This window comes from Pseudomonas rhizophila (assembly GCF_003033885.1).
GTDB classification, from domain to species: Bacteria; Pseudomonadota; Gammaproteobacteria; order Pseudomonadales; family Pseudomonadaceae; genus Aquipseudomonas; species Aquipseudomonas rhizophila.
The window spans coordinates 2,028,467-2,050,688 of record NZ_CP024081.1 but is presented as its reverse complement, the minus strand read 5'-3'; the positions used below and the strand labels follow the sequence as shown (position 1 = coordinate 2,050,688).

Annotated in this window: 23 protein-coding genes; 13 read left to right on the top strand and 10 right to left on the bottom strand. The window is 60.0% G+C overall.

The genetic code is table 11. The annotated features are described in order from the left end of the window. The first annotated feature begins 1 nt into the window (after nt 1). The 3 genes from CRX69_RS09595 to rlmF all read left to right on the top strand — a co-directional run bounded on the left by CRX69_RS09595 (nt 2) and on the right by rlmF (nt 4,723). A complete protein-coding gene (locus CRX69_RS09595) occupies nt 2-367 on the top strand; it encodes a hypothetical protein (RefSeq protein ID WP_047228875.1) in 366 nt (121 codons plus the stop codon). 224 nt (nt 368-591) lie between these two features. Next, entirely contained in the window at nt 592-3,438 is a 2,847-nt protein-coding gene (locus CRX69_RS09585; protein WP_047228874.1) for a valine--tRNA ligase, read from the top strand. A 265-nt stretch (nt 3,439-3,703) separates the two neighbouring features. Then, a complete protein-coding gene (gene rlmF / locus CRX69_RS09575) occupies nt 3,704-4,723 on the top strand; it encodes a 23S rRNA (adenine(1618)-N(6))-methyltransferase RlmF (RefSeq protein WP_107321924.1) in 1,020 nt (339 codons plus the stop codon). 113 nt (nt 4,724-4,836) lie between these two features. Here the strand turns inward: rlmF and CRX69_RS09570 are convergent, their stop codons facing one another. Continuing rightward, entirely contained in the window at nt 4,837-5,118 is a 282-nt protein-coding gene (locus CRX69_RS09570; protein WP_047228872.1) for an HU family DNA-binding protein, read from the bottom strand. A gap of 395 nt (nt 5,119-5,513) precedes the next feature. Between CRX69_RS09570 and yejK the strand changes: the two genes are divergently transcribed. The 3 genes from yejK to CRX69_RS09555 all read left to right on the top strand — a co-directional run bounded on the left by yejK (nt 5,514) and on the right by CRX69_RS09555 (nt 7,459). Beyond that, entirely contained in the window at nt 5,514-6,518 is a 1,005-nt protein-coding gene (gene yejK, locus CRX69_RS09565) for a nucleoid-associated protein YejK (RefSeq protein WP_047228871.1), read from the top strand. Next, complete coding sequence (locus CRX69_RS09560) at nt 6,518-6,874, top strand: glutaredoxin family protein (protein ID WP_047228870.1); 357 nt, start codon at nt 6,518-6,520, stop codon at nt 6,872-6,874. The genes yejK and CRX69_RS09560 overlap by 1 nt, the downstream gene beginning before the upstream one ends. Nucleotides 6,875-7,183: 309 nt before the next feature. Continuing rightward, nucleotides 7,184-7,459: a hypothetical protein gene (locus tag CRX69_RS09555; RefSeq protein WP_047228869.1), complete on the top strand. Its 276-nt coding sequence runs from the start codon at nt 7,184-7,186 to the stop codon at nt 7,457-7,459. Nucleotides 7,460-7,545: 86 nt separating this feature from the next. On the opposite strand, the gene CRX69_RS09550 is transcribed toward CRX69_RS09555, so the two are convergent. The 4 genes from CRX69_RS09550 to CRX69_RS09535 form a co-directional block, all read right to left on the bottom strand. Beyond that, nucleotides 7,546-8,478 (bottom strand): glutathione S-transferase family protein, encoded by a 933-nt coding sequence (locus CRX69_RS09550; protein ID WP_047228868.1) that lies wholly within the window; start codon nt 8,476-8,478, stop codon nt 7,546-7,548. Between the two features lie 79 nt (nt 8,479-8,557). Beyond that, nucleotides 8,558-8,881 carry a GIY-YIG nuclease family protein gene (locus CRX69_RS09545; RefSeq protein WP_047228867.1) on the bottom strand — a complete coding sequence of 108 codons (324 nt, stop codon included), beginning with the start codon at nt 8,879-8,881 and terminating at the stop codon, nt 8,558-8,560. A gap of 41 nt (nt 8,882-8,922) precedes the next feature. Further along, nucleotides 8,923-9,393, bottom strand: coding sequence for a nuclear transport factor 2 family protein (locus CRX69_RS09540; RefSeq protein WP_107321923.1), 471 nt, complete (start codon nt 9,391-9,393; stop codon nt 8,923-8,925). An 85-nt stretch (nt 9,394-9,478) separates the two neighbouring features. Continuing rightward, nucleotides 9,479-10,807, bottom strand: a complete 1,329-nt coding sequence (locus tag CRX69_RS09535; RefSeq protein ID WP_107321922.1) for a CynX/NimT family MFS transporter — start codon at nt 10,805-10,807, stop codon at nt 9,479-9,481. A 319-nt stretch (nt 10,808-11,126) separates the two neighbouring features. Between CRX69_RS09535 and CRX69_RS09530 the strand changes: the two genes are divergently transcribed. Continuing rightward, nucleotides 11,127-11,438: a type II toxin-antitoxin system MqsR family toxin gene (locus CRX69_RS09530; protein ID WP_047228864.1), complete on the top strand. Its 312-nt coding sequence runs from the start codon at nt 11,127-11,129 to the stop codon at nt 11,436-11,438. Next, complete coding sequence (locus CRX69_RS09525) at nt 11,435-11,923, top strand: type II toxin-antitoxin system MqsA family antitoxin (protein ID WP_047228863.1); 489 nt, start codon at nt 11,435-11,437, stop codon at nt 11,921-11,923. Before CRX69_RS09530 ends, CRX69_RS09525 begins: the two co-directional genes overlap by 4 nt. A gap of 58 nt (nt 11,924-11,981) precedes the next feature. On the opposite strand, the gene CRX69_RS09520 is transcribed toward CRX69_RS09525, so the two are convergent. From CRX69_RS09520 to CRX69_RS09505, 4 genes are all read right to left on the bottom strand, one after another. After that, nucleotides 11,982-12,746 carry an amino acid ABC transporter ATP-binding protein gene (locus CRX69_RS09520; protein ID WP_047228862.1) on the bottom strand — a complete coding sequence of 255 codons (765 nt, stop codon included), beginning with the start codon at nt 12,744-12,746 and terminating at the stop codon, nt 11,982-11,984. An 11-nt stretch (nt 12,747-12,757) separates the two neighbouring features. Further along, on the bottom strand, nt 12,758-13,855 hold the full coding sequence (locus CRX69_RS09515; RefSeq protein ID WP_047228861.1) for an amino acid ABC transporter permease: 1,098 nt from the start codon (nt 13,853-13,855) through the stop codon (nt 12,758-12,760). 12 nt (nt 13,856-13,867) lie between these two features. Then, on the bottom strand, nt 13,868-15,049 hold the full coding sequence (locus tag CRX69_RS09510) for an amino acid ABC transporter permease (protein ID WP_047228860.1): 1,182 nt from the start codon (nt 15,047-15,049) through the stop codon (nt 13,868-13,870). A 65-nt stretch (nt 15,050-15,114) separates the two neighbouring features. Continuing rightward, nucleotides 15,115-16,146, bottom strand: coding sequence for an amino acid ABC transporter substrate-binding protein (locus CRX69_RS09505; RefSeq protein ID WP_047228859.1), 1,032 nt, complete (start codon nt 16,144-16,146; stop codon nt 15,115-15,117). Between the two features lie 473 nt (nt 16,147-16,619). Between CRX69_RS09505 and CRX69_RS09500 the strand changes: the two genes are divergently transcribed. The 5 genes from CRX69_RS09500 to CRX69_RS09480 all read left to right on the top strand — a co-directional run bounded on the left by CRX69_RS09500 (nt 16,620) and on the right by CRX69_RS09480 (nt 21,817). Then, entirely contained in the window at nt 16,620-17,276 is a 657-nt protein-coding gene (locus tag CRX69_RS09500) for an alpha/beta hydrolase (protein WP_107321921.1), read from the top strand. A gap of 99 nt (nt 17,277-17,375) precedes the next feature. After that, the gene (rhlB, locus tag CRX69_RS09495; RefSeq protein ID WP_047228857.1) at nt 17,376-18,839 is read left to right on the top strand and encodes an ATP-dependent RNA helicase RhlB; all 1,464 of its coding nucleotides are present in this window, start codon (nt 17,376-17,378) and stop codon (nt 18,837-18,839) included. 125 nt (nt 18,840-18,964) lie between these two features. Next, nucleotides 18,965-19,912, top strand: a complete 948-nt coding sequence (locus tag CRX69_RS09490; protein WP_107321920.1) for an ornithine cyclodeaminase family protein — start codon at nt 18,965-18,967, stop codon at nt 19,910-19,912. A 62-nt stretch (nt 19,913-19,974) separates the two neighbouring features. Then, nucleotides 19,975-21,102, top strand: coding sequence for an NAD(P)/FAD-dependent oxidoreductase (locus CRX69_RS09485; protein WP_107321919.1), 1,128 nt, complete (start codon nt 19,975-19,977; stop codon nt 21,100-21,102). An 88-nt stretch (nt 21,103-21,190) separates the two neighbouring features. Continuing rightward, the gene (locus CRX69_RS09480; protein WP_076383627.1) at nt 21,191-21,817 is read left to right on the top strand and encodes a helix-turn-helix transcriptional regulator; all 627 of its coding nucleotides are present in this window, start codon (nt 21,191-21,193) and stop codon (nt 21,815-21,817) included. A 144-nt stretch (nt 21,818-21,961) separates the two neighbouring features. On the opposite strand, the gene CRX69_RS09475 is transcribed toward CRX69_RS09480, so the two are convergent. Further along, nucleotides 21,962-22,222 (bottom strand): integrase core domain-containing protein (locus tag CRX69_RS09475; RefSeq protein WP_157952142.1); only part of this gene is annotated, 261 nt, incomplete at its 5' end.

Genomic DNA, 22,222 nt, shown 5'->3' with positions numbered 1-22,222 from the left:
GATGGACACTCCAAAACCGCCACAAAAGCCCACGCACCTGCTGGACGACCTCGAGTCGATCCGCCAACTGCTCGGCGACGACAACCTGCAACCACCGCTGTTGACCGATACGGTGGAGCACGAGCCCGAGCATGACGAGCAGATTCCACTGCTGTTCGAGCCGATCAACGGCCAGCCCGAACCCAAGCCGGCGCCCAAGGCCGAGGCCAAAGGCCCCGATGCGCTGTTGCACCTGGAAAGCGAACTGCGCGCCGCCGCGCAATTGATCATGCAAGACGTCATCGACGACTTCGCTCCGCACATCGAGACCGAGATCAAGCGCCGGCTGGATGCGCGGATGGAGCGATTGCTGAGTCAGTACGAATAACGCCCTCTGCCTCATTGTGAACATCCTGCGGGAGCGAGCCTGCTCGCGATAACGGACTGTCAGTCCCCATTGATGTTGAATCTGCTGGCCTCATCGCGAGCAGGCTCGCTCCCACAGGGTTCAACCGTGTCCGGCTTCTCGCTTGCTGCGTGTGGCTTGCATCTCCCCCGCCCGCTATACTTCCCGGCTTTTCCTGAATAAATGCCAATAGGGTCCCGCCGCGCATGGATAAGACCTACCAGCCGCACGCCATTGAAACTTCCTGGTACAACACCTGGGAGTCCGAGAATTATTTCGCTCCGCAAGGCGCGGGCGATTCCTACACCATCATGATCCCGCCGCCGAACGTCACCGGCAGCCTGCACATGGGCCACGGTTTCAACAACGCGATCATGGATGCCCTGATCCGTTTCCGCCGTATGCAAGGCCGCAACACCCTTTGGCAGCCGGGCACCGACCACGCTGGCATCGCCACGCAGATGCTGGTGGAACGTCGCCTCGAAGCCCAGGGCCAGAACCGCCATGACCTGGGACGCGAGAAATTCCTCGAGAAAGTCTGGGAATGGAAAGACGAGTCCGGTGGCAACATCAGCCGCCAGATCCGTCGCCTGGGCTCGTCCGTGGACTGGAGCCGCGAGCGTTTCACCATGGACGACGGTCTTTCGGAAGCGGTGAAGGAAGCCTTCGTGCGCCTGCATGAAGACGGCCTGATCTATCGCGGCAAGCGCCTGGTCAACTGGGACACCAAGTTGCACACGGCCATTTCCGACCTCGAAGTGGAGAACCACGACGAGAAAGGCTTCCTGTGGAACCTGAAGTACCCGCTGGCCGACGGCGCCAAGACCGCCGAAGGCAAGGATTACCTGATCGTCGCCACCACGCGCCCGGAAACCATGCTGGGTGACTCCGCCGTTGCGGTGAACCCGAACGATGAGCGCTACCAAGCCCTGATTGGCAAGTTCGTCGAGCTGCCCCTGGTTGGCCGGCGCATTCCGATCATCGGCGACGATTACTGCGACCCCGAATTCGGCACCGGCTGCGTGAAAATCACCCCGGCCCACGATTTCAACGACTACGAAGTCGGCAAGCGCCACAACCTGCCGCTGCTGAACATCTTCGACAAGAACGCCAACGTGTTGCCGGCGGCCCAGGTGTTCAACCTCGACGGCACGCTGAACGAAAGCGTCGACGGCCAGATCCCGGCCGAATACGCCGGCCTGGACCGCTTTGAAGCGCGCAAGCAGATCGTCGCGGCATTCGACGCAGCCGGCCTGCTGGTCAGCGTCGATGATCACGGCCTGAAAGTGCCGAAAGGCGACCGCTCCGGCACCATTATCGAGCCGTGGCTGACCGATCAGTGGTACGTGTCCACCAAACCGCTGGCCGAGCCTGCGATCGCTGCGGTAGAAGATGGCCGCATCCAGTTCGTGCCCAAGCAATACGAAAACATGTACTTCTCGTGGATGCGTGACATCCAGGACTGGTGCATCAGCCGTCAACTGTGGTGGGGCCACCGCATCCCGGCCTGGTACGACGAGTCAGGCAAGGTCTACGTCGGCCGCGATGAAGCCGAAGTCCGCGCCAAGCACAACCTCGGTCCGGACGTAGCTCTGCAACAGGACAACGACGTACTCGATACCTGGTTCAGCTCCGGCCTGTGGACCTTCTCCACTCTGGGCTGGCCGCAGCAGACCGAGTTCCTGAAGAAATTCCACTCCACCGACGTACTGGTCACCGGCTTCGACATCATTTTCTTCTGGGTCGCCCGGATGATCATGCTGACCATGCACTTGGTGAAAAACGAAGACGGCACGCCACAAGTCCCATTCAAGACCGTCTACGTGCACGGCCTGGTGCGCGATGGCCAGGGCCAGAAGATGTCCAAGTCCAAGGGCAACGTCCTGGACCCGCTGGACATCATCGACGGCATCGATCTGGAAACCCTGGTGCAGAAACGCACTTCGGGCCTGATGCAGCCAAAACTGGCGAAGAAAATCGAGAAGGCCACCCGCGAAGAATTCGCCGACGGCATCGCCAGCTACGGCACCGACGCCCTGCGCTTCACCTTCTGCTCGCTGGCGTCCACCGGTCGTGACATCAAGTTCGACATGGGCCGCGTCGAGGGTTATCGCAACTTCTGCAACAAGATCTGGAACGCCGCGCGCTACGTGCTGGACAAGGGCGAAGACTGCGGCCAGAACGGCGAAGCCTTTGAGCTGACCCTGGCTGATCGCTGGATTATTTCCCAGCTGCAACGCACCGAAGCCGAAGTGACCCGCCAGCTCGATCAGTTCCGTTTCGACCTGGCGGCACAAGCGTTGTACGAGTTCATCTGGAACCAGTATTGCGACTGGTACCTGGAACTGTCCAAACCAGTGCTGTGGGACGAAAACGCCCCGGTCGAACGCCAGCGCGGCACCCGCCGCACCCTGGTGCGCGTGCTGGAAGTCGCCCTGCGCCTGGCGCATCCGTTCATGCCGTTCATCACCGAGGAAATCTGGCAGCGTGTCGCTCCGCTGGCGGGCGCCCAAGGCAAGACGATCATGCTGCAGCCGTGGCCGGTGGCCAACGAAACCCGCATCGACCCGGCCGCCGAAGACGACATCGAATGGCTCAAGACCTTCATGCTGGGCCTGCGTAACATCCGCGCCGAAATGAACATCGGCCCGGGCAAACCGCTGAACCTGTTCCTGAACAATGCCGGCGCCGAAGACCTGCGCCGCCTCCACGAGAACGAAGCACTGCTCAAGAAACTGGCCAAGCTCGAATCGGTGACCGTCCTGGCCGCTGGCGAAGAAGCACCGCTGTCCGCCACCGCCTTGGTTGGCGAGATGGAAGTGCTGGTGCCGATGGCCGGCCTGATCGACAAGGCTGCCGAACTGGCGCGCCTGGATAAGGAAATCCTGCGTTTGAAGGGCGAAGTCCAGCGTGTCGGCGGCAAACTGTCCAACGCCGGTTTCGTTGACAAGGCGCCGGCTGAAGTCATCGAGAAGGAACGCGCCAAACTGGCCGAGGCTGAACAGGCCTTGGGCAAGCTGGCCGAGCAACATGCGCGGATCTCCAGCCTGTAACGGGGATTTGCAATGAAGAAGGAGGTCCTGATGGACCTCCTTTTTTATGCCTGGTACTTTCTAGTGAACACGCTTACCCCCTGTGGGAGCGAGCCTGCTCGCGATGACGGCGGTACATCCAACATTGGTGCAAGCTGACCCACCGCTATCGCGAGCAGGCTCGCTCCCACAGTAGATCGCGCCGATCGTTGCAGTTGGGTTCGCAGGGGCAGGATGTGGGACAATACCCGCCACTTTTTTGAACCCTCCCCGAATCGACCCGCACATGACCGCCCCTCGCACGCCCAAGCCAGCACGCTCCAAGCCCAAACCCGCCATCGAGGCCAAAGTGCCGCGGGAGAAAGCCAGCCTGCACCCACGCAATCGCCACCAGGGTCACTACGACTTCCCGGCATTGATCAAGTCCACGCCCGAATTGGCGAAGTTCGTGATCATCAACCCCTATGGCAAGGAAAGCATCGACTTCGCCAGCCCGGAAGCCGTAAGGGTGTTCAACCGGGCGCTGCTCAAGTCCTTCTACGGCATCGCCCATTGGGGCATTCCGGCCGACTACTTGTGCCCTCCGGTGCCAGGACGCGCGGACTACGTGCATTTCCTCGCTGATTTACTGGCCAGCCACAACGAAGGAACGATTCCACGCGGGGCGGCGGTGAAGGTGCTGGACATCGGCACGGGGGCCAACTGCGTGTACCCGCTGATCGGCTACAGCGATTACCGCTGGCATTTCCTCGGTTCGGAAATCGATCCGACGGCCATTGCCTCCGCCAAAGCCATTGTCCAGTCCAACGGGCTGAACAAAGCCATCCAACTGCGCCAGCAAGCCAACCGCAAGCAGATCCTGTTGGGTTTGCTGGAAGAGGCCGAGCGGTTCGACCTGACAATGTGCAACCCACCCTTCCACGCCTCCCTGGAGGAAGCCACCAAGGGCAGCCAGCGCAAATGGCGTGCGCTGGGCAAGGCCGACCCGAAGCGCAAGCTGCCGGTGCTGAATTTTGGCGGTCAGGCGGCGGAGTTGTGGTGCGAGGGCGGAGAGGCCCGGTTTGTGACGCAACTGATCGGCGAGAGCGCACAGGTGGCCAGCCAGGTGCTGTGGTTCAGCACGCTGGTGTCAAAGGCGTCGAATCTACCGGCGATTCAAACCGCCTTGAAAAAGGCCGGGGCGCTGCACAGTCAGGTGGTGGAAATGTCCCAGGGGCAGAAGCAGAGCCGCTTTGTGGCCTGGACCTTCCAGACCGAGGCACAGCAGCAGGCGTGGCGCCAGTCGCGTTGGGTTCGCAAGGGCTGAGTGGGAGCAAGGCCTTGCTGCCACAAATGCCCTGACCACAGACCACTTTTTCCAAGGCAATAAAAAACCGTGCCCGGATCACTCCGCAGCACGGTTTTCTTTTAAACGCGATCTTACTTGTTGATGCCGTCGGTCAGCGCTTTGGCTGGAACGAACTTAACAACTTTCTTGGCAGCGATTTCGATGGCTGCGCCAGTCGAAGGGTTGCGGCCGGTGCGGGCAGGACGCTCGGTGACTTTCAGCTTGCCGATGCCTGGCAAGGTGATTTCGCCGCCATTTTCCAGCTGATCGGCAACGATCTGACCCAGTTGGTCCAAAGCGTTACGCGCGGTGGTTTTAGGCGCGTCGATAGCTTCAGCGATGTCAGCGATCAGTTGGTCTTTAGTAAGAGCCATGTAGTGTTCCTTCCCTATCAAATTCATATGGATTGCAGAGTGCAGTGTCAGCCATCGAGCCCGATCTCAGAGGATCAGACACCCTCGGTAATCACCACGACGGATCGGGGTAATAGATGCCGAAAACCGGGTTTGGTTCGACCTGACAAATGCTGAATGCACGCTTAACGCAGTGACTTCGCGTAAGACCGGGCAAAACTAGCACAACGCCTGTGAAATATCCGCCTCTAGCTACCCATTTGGTCAGCTTTCTTGCGCGAAAACGGTAAAAAAATGCATATGGCGTGTCGGACGGGTCTGAAAGGGGCTTTGCAGGGTTCCAAAACCAGTGATTGCGGTACACTGGGCCTTTTTGGGGGAGCGCGCCCTCCTCTCTTTCATCAGCCGAGAAATCCATGCCGATCCGTCATTGCATCGTCCACCTGATCGACAAAAAACCCGACGGCACGCCCGCCGTGCTCCATGCCCGTGACTCCGAGTTGAGCGAGTCCACGGCCATCGAGAACATGCTCGCCGACCTCAACGAGAGCTATAACGCCAAACAAGGCAAGGCCTGGGGCTTCTTCCATGCCGAGTCCGGGGCGCACCCGTTCAGCGGTTGGCTGAAGGAGTATCTCGACGGCGGCAAAGATTTCACCGCATTCAGCCGCGTGGCGGTGGAGCATCTGCAAAAGCTGATGGAAGAGTCCAACCTTTCGGTGGGCGGCCACGTGTTGTTTGCCCATTATCAACAGGGCATGACCGATTACCTGGCGATTGCCCTGCTGCACCACAGCGAAGGCGTGGCGGTCACCGACGAGCTGGACGTGACCCCGTCCCGTCACCTTGATCTGGGCCAACTGCACCTGGCAGCGCGGATCAATGTGTCGGAATGGCAGAACAACAAACAGTCCAAGCAGTACATCTCGTTCATCAAGGGCAAGAACGGCAAGAAGGTCTCGGAATATTTCCGCGACTTCATCGGCTGCCAGGAAGGCGTCGACGGCCCCGGCGAGACCCGCACCCTGCTCAAGGCCTTCAGTGATTTCGTCGAAAGCGAAGACCTGCCCGAAGACGACGCCCGGGAGAAAACCAAGACCCTGGTGGATTACGCCAGCAGCCAGGCCAAGCTCGGCGAGCCGATGGGCCTGGAAGAACTGTCCGAACTGATCGACGAAGATCGCCCAAAAGCCTTCTACGACCACATTCGCAACAAGGACTACGGGTTGTCGCCGGAAATCCCGGCGGATAAACGCACCCTCAACCAGTTCCGCCGCTTCACCGGCCGCGCCGAAGGCTTGTCCATCAGCTTTGAAGCCCACCTGCTGGGCTCCAAGATCGAATATGACGAAGAAGCCGGCACGCTGATCATCAAGGGCCTGCCCACGTCGCTGACCGATCAGCTCAAGCGCCGTAACTGATGCTCGCAAAGGCCCTGAAGAAGTTTCTGCTGATTTTGCTGGTGGTTGTGGCGTACCAGAACTGGGGCAAGATCGAGCGGGTATTCAATCCCTCGCAGATGCTGCCAGAACAGATCCGGGCCGATGCCCGGGTCGTGCTGTACGCCACCGACTGGTGCGGTTACTGCAAGGCGACCCGGCGGTTCCTGGATGAAAAAGGCGTGCCCTATCGCGAGTTCGATATCGAGAAAGACGCTCAGGCGCGCAAGGCCTATGAGGCGCTGGGCGGGCGCGGGATCCCGATTCTGGATGTAAATGGCACGCTGATTCGTGGTTTTGAGCCGCAGAACATCCTTGAGGCACTGTCCGCGAAATAGGTTTGTCCGCTAGCGATGATGCTGGATCGGATGGCCTCATCGCGAGCAGGCTCGCTCCCACAGGGATTCGTGGCGGACGCCAAGCCTGTTACCACTGCAAATCCAGTGTGGGAGCGAGCTTGCTCGCGATGGCGGTGGTCCAGTCAGAGCGCCAGCCCTGGGTAGACGGTAAGCGCCCATTAGTCGGGACTGTCAACTCCTACAGTATCAATGCCTGAAATAGCGTTCATTTTTTATATGCCCCCTCAGCCGAAGCCGTCGCTGAGCCGAACCTCTTGCGAGAACGCCTGAACAGACGGAGCATATAAAATGAACTCGATACAGCACTACCCAGCCCGAAACCGCGTTATAAAAAACACCCACCGCGCCCTGGTGTTGTCTTTCATTGCGATCTACGCCGGTTCCGCCTCTGCCGCGCAATACACCTGCCAACTCTTCCTGCCACCGAATCAAACCGTCATACAGACCACCACCGTTTTCAACGGGAGCAGCACGAGCGATGCAATCCGCCGCGCCACAACGATCTTCGACCTGCAAGGCCTTATTCCTCCCAATGCGCCACACCTGGTTCTATGCGAGCTGTAATATCGGGTGATCGCTTCTGGAATAAACGCCCGGAATTGCCTGCTCCGGGCGACAGATCGACTTTAATCGAGCGCCTGACTTTCTTATCAGGTTGATAATTGAAAACCCAGCCGTGGAAAGTGCACATGCACCACACCGCCAAGCGCGTCTTCGCGACGCAGGATCAGCTCTTCACGACCGGCAAACAACAACTCTCCGGCCACCGGGTCGACGCCATAATCGGTTGCGGCAATCGTCACCTGCTGCCCTTTCGTGAACCCGTTCGGTTCCTCGAATGACTCATCCGGCAGCGCTGCCGGCGCAGCGTTGCGAGCCACTTCCAAAGCCTCTTCGGAACTCATCGCGTTCGACGCGCCATGGCCAAAACCCAGCACTCGCGCCAACCATGCCGAGATCGCCGGGTAGGTGTCTACCAGCGGCGAAGTCACCGCAGTGCCTTTGAGAAACCACAGAGGGTGAGCCATGGCGAAGTCGGCAATCGATGGATCGCCCAACAGAAAGTCACCCTCCTCGCGCTGCAACTGTTGCTCAAGACGCGCCATGATCGTGGGCCATTGGTGCTTGGCCTGTTCGGCAGACAGATGCTTGGTCGTACCGCCACTGAACAGCCCGGCCCGATCGCTGATAAACGTCTTGATGACTTCAGGCGGCAACTTAGCGAAACGCACCGCCACCGACTCCGGCTGAAACACCAGGCTTACCGCATGTTGAAACACCACCGAATCGGCCCATGCGGCAAAAGACGCTGCAATCATCTCCCGGCCTTCGGGAAACAACGCCGGCGAAGCTTTTTCCTGCTCCAACCGACGGGCGATCAGCGCCGTGTCGCAATAGATATCCGCGCCGATCTGCAATACCGGGGTCTTGCGATAGCCGCCCGTCAGTGCCGTCAGGTCAGGCTTGGGCATCATTGGCGGTATGTTCACCGAACGCCAGGACAGGCCCTTGAAACCCAGTAACAAACGGGCTTTCTCGGCAAAGGGAGACGTCGGGTAATGATGAAGAATCAGCTCTGACATGAGGTTCGCCACTGCAGGGAGGAAGTCCCGCAGCTTAGCGTGCCAGGGTCCGACAGCCTACCCTTCTGATGACGCCGTATCAGCGCGGTTGATGGAACACCGATGCACTCGCCACCAGGCACTCCTTGGCGCTTTTCTTGAGCTTCTTGATCAGTCGCTCCTGGCGCAGGGCTTCGCCCTTGTCGCGACAGGCTTCGGTATACACCAGCGCCACCGCCGGGCTGGAAAGAAAAAAGCGCGCGCCCTTGCCGCTTTGATGCTTGGCGAAACGCCGTACCGGGTCATCACTGATGCCGCAGTACAGCGAACCGTTGGCGGCCCGCACCAGGTAGACGAACCAGGGCTTGCCCGGTTCGGCTGCTGCTTGCCCTGGCAGGTCGGAGGATGGGTTGGCGGTCGTCACAGGATGTTCAGCAGACGTGTAGAAAACAAGCCGCAATCTTATCAGCGACTGGCCTGAAACGCCCGTAGCCCCTTGAGGGCCTGGGCCCTGACGGCATTGCGCACCAGGGGCGTCCAACCCAGCAGCAGGCCCTTGGTGCCCAATGCCTGGCGAGACCAGCGCCACAGATCAAAATTGTCATGGTGCTCGCAAATCTTGCCGTCGCGAAACACGAACCGCGCCTGAATGTCATTGACCACCGTGTTGCCGGTCTGGCTGAACAGGTATGTCGCCACCCAGTGGGCGCCGCCGGTACGCTCATCGCTGCGCACGTTATCGAAGGTCAGGGAAAAATCCTTGGCCCGAGTGGTGAGCATGCGCCACATGTCGCCGGCATCGCGCCCGCGCAGTTCACCGAACGCCGGGTCGCTGAACACCACGTCGTCGGTGTAGCAGGCGCTCATGGCGTCGGCATCCAGACGCTGGAAGGCCTGGTAGAAGCGGGTGATCAAGGCGTTGTGGGCATCACTCATGGACAAGCTCCGAAAATCTTCAGTAGAGCTGCACGATAATCTGCTCTGGCGAGGAACACTATCGTCATTCGCCATGAAAATAACATCAGCGAAGATCACTGACTCTTTCGCTGCTGACCCCAACGTATAGCGCCCGGCCGGCCCCGATGCCCGCGATGATCGCGCCCAGGCCAATCACACCGAAGATCCAACCCAGAGCACTCCAGCCGCCGGTCCAGTCGTGGACCACCCCGACCGCGAACGGCCCCATGGACGCCAATGTGTAGCCGAACCCTTGGGCCATGCTGGAAAGATTCGCCGCCACATGGGCGTCCCGCGAGCGCAGCACGATCAGCGTCAGCGCCAGGCTGAACGTTGCTCCCTGCCCAAGCCCCAGCAGGATCGCCCAACCCCACAAGCCTTCAATGGGCGCATAGAGGCATCCAAACAGCCCGCCCAGGGTCATGACCATGACGATCACAATGGCCAGGCGTTGATCCTTGCCCCGAGTCGCCAGCCAGGGCGCCGCCAGGGAACTGATCAGTTGCACGATGACCGAGCCGGACAACACCAGCCCGGCCTGGGTCGGCGTCAGGCCACGGCCAATGAGGATCGACGGCAGCCAGCCGAACACGATGTAGGCCAGGGACGACTGCAACCCCATGTACAACGTCACCTGCCAGGCCAACGGGTCACGCAGCAAACCGCGAACCCGATATGCCACCTGATGAGCACCGTGTTTCTGGCCCACTTGCGGCAGCCAGAACACGGCGGCCAGCAGCGCCGGCACCACCCAGAAACCCAGGCCCATCGCCCAGCTGTGATTCAGATGCTCGCTCAACGGCACGGTGGCCCCGGCCGCCATCGCCGCCCCCAGGCACAGCGCCATGGTGTAGACGCCGGTCATGGCGCCGGCGTGTTTGGCGAAGTCACGCTTGACGATGCCCGGCAACAGCACACCGATCACACCAATGCTCGCACCGGCCAGGATGCTGCCAGCAAACAAGCCGATCTGGCCGAAAGAACTGCGCAAAATGATCCCACCGGCCAGGGCCAGCAAGATTCCCAACACTACCCGCTCAGCTCCAAAGCGCCGCGCCAGCACCGGCGCCAGCGGTGCGAACAGGCCCAGGCAAAGCACTGGCAGCGTCGTCAGCAAGCCGGCCTGGGCAGCCGACAAACCAAGGCTTTTTGAAACTTCACTAAGCAATGGGGCCATGCTCGACAGCGCCGGACGCAGGTTCAGCGCCACCAGGATCAACCCGAGCAGTAACAGCCAGGGTTTGCGCAGCAATGGAGGGGCCTGCTGGGTCTGCTCATCGTCGGTTTCGGCGTCGATCAGCAAATGTTCAAGCTCTGCGGCGCGTTTGGGCGTCGTCGGGGTCATGCGGTCAAGCGTATCGCGGGACATGGAAAGCTCTGGTTCAAGGTTCATTGATCAACTGTCGACGGAGGGCCTTGGCCCATTGCCGAACCTGTTGTTCGACAGCGTCGAGGATTCGATGTGCAGATCGAACACCGGTTGAGGACGAGGACGAAGCTCTGGCGCCACTGCGCGCCGATGACGCTTGGGAAGTCACGATAGCGTTCACTGAGCGCAGGGGTAGGCAGCATGGGTTGAATTTTCTGACAGATTAGTCAGCTTCTTGTAGGACGGCAACCGCCTAAGGTCAATGCGAGGGAAAAGGAGCGAAATTTTCGATTGGTCAAAATTACCCCTTAAGGGTAATTTTAAGGACAAGGCATACAGTTCTATGGAAAAGAGCACACCCCACTACGACCTGGCAGTCGTCAAGGCCGAAGTCCTCAGGCTGGGGAACAAGGCATTCACAATGAGCGCTCAGCAAGGCGCTCGAAGAATGTCGTTAAGCACTGCCCGGATGCTGCAAATCATGGCCTCGCTGGAGTACAGGATGTTGCACAAATCGATGACGACCTATGCCGATCATCGAATCTGGCAGGACGTTTATCACACCACATTTCAGGATCGGGAGATTTACATCAAGGTGACCTACCGCCCTGGCGGTGGGCATCCGGTAGTCTCCTTCAAGGAGAAAGACCAATGAAAACGCAGCAATGTGTCAACTGCGGTACTCAAGACGCCATGCAACACTTTGAGGGCCGCAGCTTTACCATCGACTACAAGCAGGTAGCACGGCAGGTGCACGACATCGCCGGATGGGAGTGCCGGGTCTGTGGTGAAATCGAATTTGATCACGACACCGACAGCGCGCAACGTTATTCCCAGGCGAGCGATCAGTTGCTCGAAGATTGTGCCCAGGCGATGGCGGCGGAGATGAAACGCATCCGCCGCAAACTGCACCTCACGCAAAAAGACGCGGTGAAACTGCTGTCTGGCGGCGGACACAACGCCTTTTCCCGTTACGAGCGTGGCGAAGTCGCCCCACCGCAACCACTGTTCATGCTGATGCGCCTGCTCGATCGTCATCCCCACCTGATGGCGGAAGTACTCGCACTGAGCGAGGGCACCGATTTGAAGCAGTTGTTGACTACCCGCCATCCGGAACAGGCAACCGTTCTGACACCCTGAATCCCAGGCAAAAATAAACCCGGACAAGTCCGGGTCTATTTCAATGCCTAAGGCCGGATCAATGCAGAATCTGGCTCAGGAACAGCTTGGTACGGTCGTTCTGCGGGTTATCGAAGAAGTCGTTCGGCGCGGCCTGTTCGACGATTTCGCCCTTGTCCATGAAGATCACACGGTTGGCCACGGTGCGGGCAAAGCCCATTTCGTGGGTCACGCAGAGCATGGTCATGCCGTCTTCGGCCAGGCCGATCATGGTGTCCAGAACCTCTTTCACCATTTCCGGGTCGAGCGCCGAAGTCGGTTCATCGAACAGCATGATTTTCGGTTTCATGCACAGGGCACGGGCGATGGCCACACGCTGCTGCTGGCCGCCGGAGAGCTGGCCCGGGTATTTGTGCGCCTGCTCTGGAATGCGTACGCGCTCCAGGTAATGCATGGCGATTTCCTCGGCCTTGCGCTTGGGCATCTTGCGCACCCACATCGGCGCCAGGGTGCAGTTCTGCAGGATGGTCAAGTGCGGGAACAGGTTGAAGTGCTGGAACACCATGCCGACTTCACGGCGGATCGCTTCGATCTGCTTGAGGTCGTTGGTCAGTTCCACGCCATCGACCACGATGCGACCCTGCTGGTGTTCTTCCAGGCGGTTGAGGCAACGGATGGTGGTGGACTTGCCGGAACCCGACGGGCCGCACAGCACGATACGCTCGCCCTGCTGGACGTTCAGGTTGATGTCTTTCAACACGTGGAACTGGCCGTACCACTTGTTCACGCCCTGCATCTGAATAATGCCTTCAGGGCTCACAGGCTGTTTGATCGCTTCACTCATAAACTACGCTCCTAACGCTTGTGGCCAGTGTCCAGCTTGCGTTCCAAATGCATGGAATAGCGGGACATACCAAAACAGAAAATCCAGAACACCAGGGCGGCGAACACATAGCCTTCGGTGGCCATGCCCAGCCATTTCGGGTCGGCGGCAGCTTGTTTCACGCTGTTGAGCAGGTCGAACAGGCCGATGATGATCACCAGGCTGGTGTCCTTGAACAACGCGATGAAGGTGTTGACGATACCCGGGATCACCATCTTCAGGGCTTGCGGCAGAATCACCAGGCCCATGCTGCGCCAGTAGCCCAGGCCCATCGCCGCGGCCGCTTCGTACTGACCTTTGGGAATGGCTTGCAAGCCGCCACGCACCACTTCAGCCACGTAGGCCGACTGGAACAGGATCACGCCGATCAGTGCCCGCAGCAGCTTGTCGAAGTTCATGCCTTCAGGCAGGAACAGCGGCAGCATCACCGAGGACATGAACAGCACCGTGATCAACGGCACGCCGCGCCAGAATTCGATGAAGGTCACGCAGACCACACGAATCGCCGGCATGTTCGAACGCCGCCCCAAAGCCAGCACGATGCCCAACGGCAAAGCCCCGGCGATACCGACGGTGGCGATCACCAGGGTCAGCATCAGGCCGCCCCATTGGCTGGTCGGCACGGTGGTCAAGCCGAATACACCACCGTGCAACAGGCACCAGGCGATGATCGGATACAGCACCAGGAAACTCAGGCCGTAGACCGCCTTGCGCGGGAAGCGCGAGATGAACAGCGGAGCCACACCAATGACAGCCAACCACACGGTCAGGTCCACGCGCCAGCGCAGGTCCGTCGGATAGTAGCCGTACATGAACTGGCCGAAGCGCTGCTGGATGAACACCCAGCAGGCGCCCTCCTTGGTGCAGTCAGCCTGTGTGGTGCCGACCCAGTTGGCGTCGAGGATCGCCCAACTGATGATCGGTGGAACGACCAGGTAAATCAGGTAGAACGCAAACAACGTCAGCAAGGTGTTGAGCCAGCTGGAGAACATGTTCGCGCGCATCCACGCCACCACGCCGATGCTACTGCTCGGTGGGGGCATGTCAGGTTTGAAAGTATGGGATGTCATGCGCGTTTTTCCTCACCGCTCGATCAGCGCAATGCGCTTGTTGTACCAGTTCATCAGCAGGGAAATGCTGATACTGATCGCCAGGTACACGCTCATGGTGATCGCAATAACTTCGATCGCCTGCCCGGTCTGGTTCAGCACCGTACCGGCAAACAGCGAAACCATTTCCGGATAACCGATACCGGCCGCCAGCGAGGAGTTCTTCGCCAGGTTCAGGTATTGGCTGGTCAGCGGCGGGATGATCACGCGCAGGGCTTGCGGGATGATCACCTTGCGCAAGGTCGGACCGTTACGCAGGCCCAGGGAATGGGCGGCTTCGGTCTGGCCGTGGCTGACCGACTTGATGCCCGAACGCACGATCTCGGCGATGAACGCCGCGGTGTACACCGTCAGTGCCAACGTCAATGCCAGCAATTCGGGAATCAGCACCCAGCCACCGACGAAGTTGAAGCCCTTGAGTTCCGGCATTTCCCAGTGCACAGGGGCTCCGAAGACCAGGGCGCACAGCGCCGGGATTACCAGGAACAGCGCCAGGCCCACCCAGAATTTATGGAACGGCTCACCCGTGGCTTCGAAACGCTTGTTGGCCCAGCGGGTCATCAGCACGATGGCGACGATGGCCAGCACGACGCTGATCACGAATGGCCAAAACCCGTCCGCCACCAGCGCGGCCGGCATGTTCAGGCCCCGGCTGCTGACAAAGAAGGTGTCGCCGAAGTTATGGGCGGCGCGGGGCCCCGGCATGGTGAGGAATACCGCGAAGTACCAGAACAGGATCTGCAGCAGTGGCGGGATATTACGGAAAACCTCCACATACACCGTTGCCACTTTGGCGATGATCCAGTTTTTCGACAGTCGGGCCACGCCGACAATGAAACCGAGAATCGTCGCCAGGATCACGCCGATGAACGTCACCAGCAGAGTGTTGAGCAACCCGATGACAAAGACGCGGGCATAGCTGTCCGCTTCGGTGTAGTCGATCAGGGTTTGAGCGATGCCGAACCCGGCACTGCGCTCCAGAAAGCTGAAGCCGGAGGTGATGCCCCGGTGCTCTAGGTTGGTTTGCGTGTTGTCGAACAGAAACCAGCCCAGTGAAACCACCGCCACAATGGTGACGATCTGAAATACCCAGGCACGCACGCGTGGATCGCTGAGGCTAAGCCTCTGCTTAGGTGCGCCGATTGAATTTTGCATGAAGTGCCCCGCAAAGAATGGAACAGAACATCACCCGGTGGTTGGCCCACCGGGTGATAGAACCATCAGCGCACTGGTGGTGCGTATTGAATGCCGCCGTTGGTCCACAGCGCGTTCAGGCCGCGATCGATTTCCAGCGGGGTGCCTTTGCCGAGGTTGCGCTCGAACACTTCACCGTAGTTACCGACTTGTTTGACGATCTGGACAACCCAGTCTTTGGGCAGCTTCAGGTCTTTACCATATTCACCGTCAGCGCCGAGCATACGGGCGACGTCCGGGTTCTTGGTGGATTTGGCTTCAGCTTCAACGTTCTTCGAAGTGATGCCGGCTTCTTCGGCGTTGAGCATGGCGTAGCCAGTCCAGCGCACAACGGCCAGCCACTCGTCATCGCCGTTACGCACGACCGGGCCCAGTGGTTCCTTGGAAATGGTTTCCGGCAGAACCACGTAGTCCTTCGGCGCGGCCAGCTTGCTGCGCTGGGCAAACAGCTGGGACTTGTCGGAGGTCAGCACGTCGCAACGACCGGATTCCAGCGACTTGGCGCTTTCATCGGAGGTGTCGAAGGTGATCGGGGTGTATTTGAGGCCATTGCCACGGAAGTAGTCGGAGACGTTCAGCTCGGTAGTGGTACCGGCCTGGATGCAGATGGTTGCACCGTCCAGTTCCTTGGCGCTCTTGACGCCCAGCTTGTTGTTTACCAGGAAGCCGATGCCGTCGTAGTAGGTGATGAAGCCTGGAAATTTCAGGCCCATGCCCGCGTCACGGGAACTGGTCATGGTGGTGTTGCGCGAAAGGATGTCGATTTCGCCGGACTGCAGCGCGGTGAAGCGCTCCTTGGCGTTCAACTGGCTGAACTTCACCTTAGTCGCATCGCCAAACACAGCAGCCGCCACGGCACGGCAGAAGTCCGCGTCAATGCCGAGAATCTTGCCACTTGCATCGGGTACCGAGAAACCCGGCAAGCCATCACTCACGCCACATTGCACAAAGCCTTTCTTCTGTACGGCATCCAGGGTTGCACCCGCCTGAGCGAACCCGCTGACGCCGAGCACTGCTGCTGCAGTCACGACGGCCAGGGTGGATTTCAGTAACTTCATTCAAACCTCCAGTTTTGCTCTTGTTGTGTCGGAGCTCGAGCCCTGTCGCACCCTTATGGGGCATTGCCGACCCTTGTTGGCTTTTTTTAGGGTCAACCGACGTCTGGACCTTCGCTATGAGTCTAATAATGAGAATGCCCCTAAACAGGGCGCCTGCCTCATCTCTCACCAATCGGCCGAACGGGCTGTAGCCCTTCACGTTCGCGAAGCCCGTAGCGGCTATTGGCGAACATCCATCACCGGATTTCTGATATCCCATGCGGCGCGTCAAGCTGATAGTGTTACCGCGCAGCGTAAGAATCATCACTCAAGCTACCTCAAAGCAAACGCCGTACCACACCGCTGCGCTTGACCCTTATGAGACACGTCAAGACAAAAACTTTTAAGATTGCGACATCTAATTAACTGAGGCACCGGGCCCGCACTGTAATAACGCACTGAATGAGCGCGCCCGCACAGATTTGGAGCAGACCATGACCGACCCCTTGATTCTCGAGCCCAGCGGCACCGCCGACGCGTGCGTCATCTGGCTCCACGGCCTGGGCGCCGATCGTTACGACTTCCTGCCGGTGGCCGAAATGCTGCAGCAAAGCCTGCTCACGACACGTTTCGTTCTGCCTCAAGCGCCGACCCAGCCGGTGAGCATCAACGGCGGCTACGCCATGCCGAGTTGGTACGATATCCGCGCCCTGAGCCCCGCGCGGGCCATCGACGAGCAACAGCTGGAAGTGTCGGCGCAGCGGGTCATCGACCTGATCGAAGCCCAGCGAGCCCTTGGAATAGACGCCTCGCGGATTTTCCTCGCAGGTTTCTCCCAAGGCGGCGCGGTGGTCTATCACACCGCGTTCGTGAAATGGCAGGGTCCATTGGGGGGCGTAGTCGCGCTGTCCACTTATGCACCGACTTTCAGCGAAGAACTGCAATTGTCGGCCAGCCAGCAGCGCATTCCGGTATTGGCGCTACACGGCCAGTACGACGAAGTGGTACTCAACCCCATGGGGCGGACCGCGAAAGAGTATTTGAAACAGCATGGTGTCACCGTGACATGGCAAGAATACCCAATGGGCCATGAAGTGTTACCCGAAGAGATTAGCGACATCGGCACCTGGCTGAGCGAGCGGTTGCGCTAAGCGGGCGTGAGGACATGTCAACCCCTTGACGATCACACTACGCCGCGCCCGTTTCTTGCATTACACTGGCCGGCGTACATTCCTTAACCAATCGATGAGATGACCGTGCTCAAAGCACTCAAGAAGATGTTCGGTAAAAGCGAGGCCGAGCAGCTCGTGCCTGGCCCCAGCGCACCTGCCCACAGCCCGAGTCGTGCCGAGGTGCAAAAAAAGCCGCGGCGGACAACGCCTGTTGCGAACACAGAAAAAGACGCGGCCACCGCGCCTGTCGCTCCCGCGCCGCAACAGCCACACAACGAAGCCCCCAAGCCACGCCGCGAGCGCGCCCCAAAACCGCCGGTCGTCGCCTGGAAGCTCGAGGATTTCGTCGTAGAACCCCAGGAAGGCAAGACCCGCTTCCATGATTTCAAACTCGCCCCTGAACTGATGCATGCCATCCAAGACCTGGGCTTCCCCTACTGCACGCCAATCCAGGCGCAGGTGCTGGGATTCACCCTCGCAGGTAAAGATGCCATCGGCCGCGCCCAGACCGGCACCGGCAAGACCGCCGCGTTCCTGATTTCCATCATTACCCAGTTGCTGCAGACCCCGCCGCCCAAAGAACGCTACATGGGCGAGCCACGGGCGCTGATCATCGCACCGACCCGCGAGCTGGTGGTGCAGATCGCCAAGGACGCCGCCGACCTGACCAAGTACACCGGACTGAACGTCATGACGTTCGTCGGCGGCATGGACTTCGACAAGCAGCTCAAGCACCTCGAAGCCCGTCACTGCGACATTCTGGTGGCAACACCGGGACGCCTGCTGGACTTCAACCAGCGCGGCGATGTGCACCTGGACATGGTCGAGGTGATGGTGCTGGACGAAGCCGACCGCATGCTCGACATGGGCTTCATCCCGCAAGTGCGCCAGATCATTCGCCAGACCCCACCGAAAAGCGAACGCCAGACCCTGCTGTTTTCCGCCACGTTCACCGAAGACGTGATGAACCTGGCCAAGCAATGGACCACCGACCCGTCCATCGTCGAGATCGAAGCGCTGAACGTCGCCAGCGAAAACGTCGAGCAGCACATCTACGCTGTGGCCGGCGCCGACAAGTACAAGCTGCTCTACAACCTGGTCAACGACAACGGTTGGGAGCGTGTGATGGTGTTCGCCAACCGCAAGGACGAAGTACGCCGTATCGAGGAGCGCCTGGTACGCGATGGCGTCAACGCCGCCCAGTTGTCGGGCGACGTGCCGCAACACAAGCGTATCAAGACGCTGGAAGGCTTTCGCGAAGGCAAGATCCGTGTGCTGGTGGCCACCGATGTGGCCGGGCGCGGGATTCATATCGACGGGATCAGCCACGTGATCAACTTCACCCTGCCGGAAGTGCCGGATGACTATGTGCACCGGATCGGGCGTACTGGGCGTGCAGGCGCCGCTGGCGTATCGATCAGCTTCGCCGGTGAGGATGACTCCTATCAGTTGCCGTCCATCGAAGCGTTGCTGGGGAAGAAGATCAATTGCGAAACCCCACCGACTCATCTGCTTCGGCCGGTTGAGCGCAAACGCCCTTAACCGTCGTCAGGAACCAGAAAGCGCAGCCGCAAACGCTGCGCTTTTTTTTCGTCCGGGATATTGCCCAACAGAACTATAAGTCCATAATGGACAAATTAGTTTACACAAAGCACCCCGGAGTCCCGATGTCCAGCACGCCCTACGTGATGACCCAAGCCCAGGCCCGAGAGCTGCTCGGCCAAGTCGACGTACCGCAGATTTTACGCAAGCTGTTCCACGACCTTGCCGCCGGACAGGCCGTCCAACCGCCCCAGCAACTTGTGGCGTTTCCCCAAGGCGCCGGGGATTTCATCAACTACCTGGGCGTGCTGGCTGAAGAGCAGGTCTACGGGGTCAAGACCTCACCGTATATCGTGCGCGAGCAAGGTCCATTGGTGACCGCCTGGACCCTGCTGATGTCGATGCAGACCGGCCAGCCACTGCTGCTGTGCGACGCCGCCGAACTGACCACCGCCCGCACCGCAGCCACCACTGCCATCGCCGTGGATGCCCTGGCCCCATTCCAGGCCCGGCGCTTGGCAGTCATCGGCAGCGGCGCAGTGGCAAGGGCCCACGTGCAATACGTCAAGGGTCTGCGGGACTGGCAAAGCATCAGCCTCTATTCGCCCAGCCTACAGAATAAATCGGCGCAAGAGCGTGCTTCGCTCACCGAGCTGGATCCGCGCCTGCAAATCGCGGCCAGCCTTGAAGCGGCGCTGCACGACGCCGATGTGGTGATGCTCTGCACCTCGTCCGCCAAGGCAGTGCTCGACCCACAGACACTGAGCAAGCCAGCCCTGATTACCTCCATCAGCACCAATGCTCCGCGCGCCCACGAAGTGCCCCCCCAGAGCCTCAACGACATGGACGTGTTCTGTGACTATCGTCAGACCACCCCCGGTTCGGCCGGTGAAATGTTGATTGCCGCTGAACAGCACGGCTGGGACGCGTCACGCCTGGTTGGGGATTTGCCTGAACTGCTCAGCGAACACGTAGCGCGTCCCGGCTATGAGCGCCATGTGTTTTTCCGCTCCATCGGCCTGGGGTTGGAAGACGTTGCGCTGGCGAATGCGCTTTATCAGTTGCACAACTGACACAGCCAATTTCCCCACAAGGTTTTACTAACTCCCGGCACCGCGCTCCACAGGAGAGCTTCATGACCTCAGCAGACTTCATCATCATCGGCGGTGGCATCGCCGGTGCTTCCACCGGTTACTGGCTGGCGCCCCATGGCCGGGTCATTGTGCTCGAGCGCGAATCCCATCCGGGCTACCACTCCACAGGGCGCTCGGCGGCGCTGTACAGCGCGGCCTATGGCACGCCTCAGGTGCGGGCGCTGACCCAGGCCAGCCGTGACTTTTTCGACGCCCCGCCGGCCGGTTTCTGCGAACACCCGCTGCTCACCCCACGGGGCGAAATGACCGTGGATTTCACCGGCGACCCGGCCGAGCTGAACAACCAGTACCTCAGCGCCAAGGCCACGGTGCCGCAGATGCAGCTACTCAGCGCCGAAGAAGCCTGTGTGCGACTGCCGATCCTGCGACGGGACAAGGTGCATGGTGCAATCTACGACCCCACCGCCTGTGACATCGACACCGATGCGCTGCACCAAGGCTACCTGCGCGGTATCCGCCGCAACGGCGGTCAGGTGCACACCGACACCGAAGTGCTGGGCCTGAGCCGCGACGATCAGGGGATGTGGCAGGTAGAAACCGCTGGCCAGACCTTCAGCGCTCCGGTGCTGATCAACGCGGCCGGCGCCTGGGCCGATCACATTGCCGAAATGGCCGGCGCGCGCAAGCTGGGCCTGCAACCCAAGCGGCGGGCGGCATTCATTTTTGCCGGCCCCGAGGGCGTGGACATTCATGACTGGCCGATGCTGGTGAGCCTCGACGAGTCGTTCTATATGAAGCCCGACGCCGGCATGTTCCTCGGCTCGCCGGCAAATGCCGATCCGGTGGAACCTCACGACGTGCAGCCTGAAGAACTGGACATTGCCATGGGCATCTACCAGATCGAAGAAGCCACCACCCTGACCATCCGCCGTCCGACCCGCACCTGGGCCGGGTTGCGCAGTTTCGTCCCCGACGGCGACCTCTTGTCCGGTTTCGATCCCCAGGTACCGGGGTTGTTCTGGGTCGCGGCCCAGGGCGGCTACGGCATCCAGACGTCCCCGGCCATGGGTCAGGCCAGCGCGGCCCTGGTGCGCGGTGAGCCATTGCCCGAGACCTTGACCCGTTTCGGCCTGAGCACCACCCAGCTGTCGCCGGCACGCCTGGCTTGAACCCACCCAGGTGACGCATCGCCACGATTGCGGCACACTCCTGCGCGCCCCTGCTTCACGGGGCGCTGACGCTGCCCGGAGCCCTGTCATGAATGCCCCGCAACCTGATCCGACACTGGATAATTTCCGCACCATCGCCGACGCCATCGCCACGCTGTTCTACCCTCACGCCGAAGTGGTGCTGCACGACCTGCGTACGCAGAAAGTCGACTACATCGCCAACAACCTGTCCAAGCGCGTGATAGGGGATGACTCGTCCCTGGAGGACATGCTCAGCGAAGAGATCAGCGAACGGAACATCGGCCCATACGAAAAACTCAATTGGGACGGGCAGAAAATCCGCAGCCTCAGCAGCGTCCTACGCGATGCAGGGGGGCGCCCGCTGGCGGTGCTGTGCATCAATCTGAATATTTCGCTGTTCGAGAATGCCAAGGCCGCGCTGGACCTGTTCCTGTCGCCGGGCAAGTTGATCCCCCAACCGGACTCACTGTTTCGCGATGACTGGCAGGAACGGATCAACACCTTCCTCCACGCCTGGATGCGCGAGCGTCAGTTGAGCCTAAACCTGCTGACCCGCGACCATAAACGCGAACTGGTGCTGGCGCTGCATGCCGAAGGCGCGTTCAAGGGCAAGAGCGCGTCCAACTATGTGGCGAATGTGCTGAACATGGGACGAGCGACGGTTTACAAGCATTTGAAGGAGTTGAAGGGCTGAGGTTTTTGTTGCCTGGCCTGGCCTCATCGCGAGCAGGCTCGCTCCCACAGGGGGTCTGTGTCGAACACGCTATTTGTGTTCAATGAGATCCAATGTGGGAGCGAGCCTGAACTGGTCAAGTAATTCTGGACACCAGTTAAGGTTTCACGCCGCCAGTTTCTCCATGGCTACCGGCGACCGGTAGTCGTTGTAGCTATGGAGCCTGACGTTGTTGTATCGCATCACATAACGTTGCACATCCACGCGGGCTTCATGCTCCGAGCTGTAGCCATCGTCTGGCACCCACTCTGATTTCAGGCTCCCAAAGAAACGCTCCATCGGGGCGTTGTCCCAGCACTCACCTTTACGACTCATGCTGTGCAGGAGTCCATGCTTGCGCATCTCATTCCTGAATTTGTGGCTGGT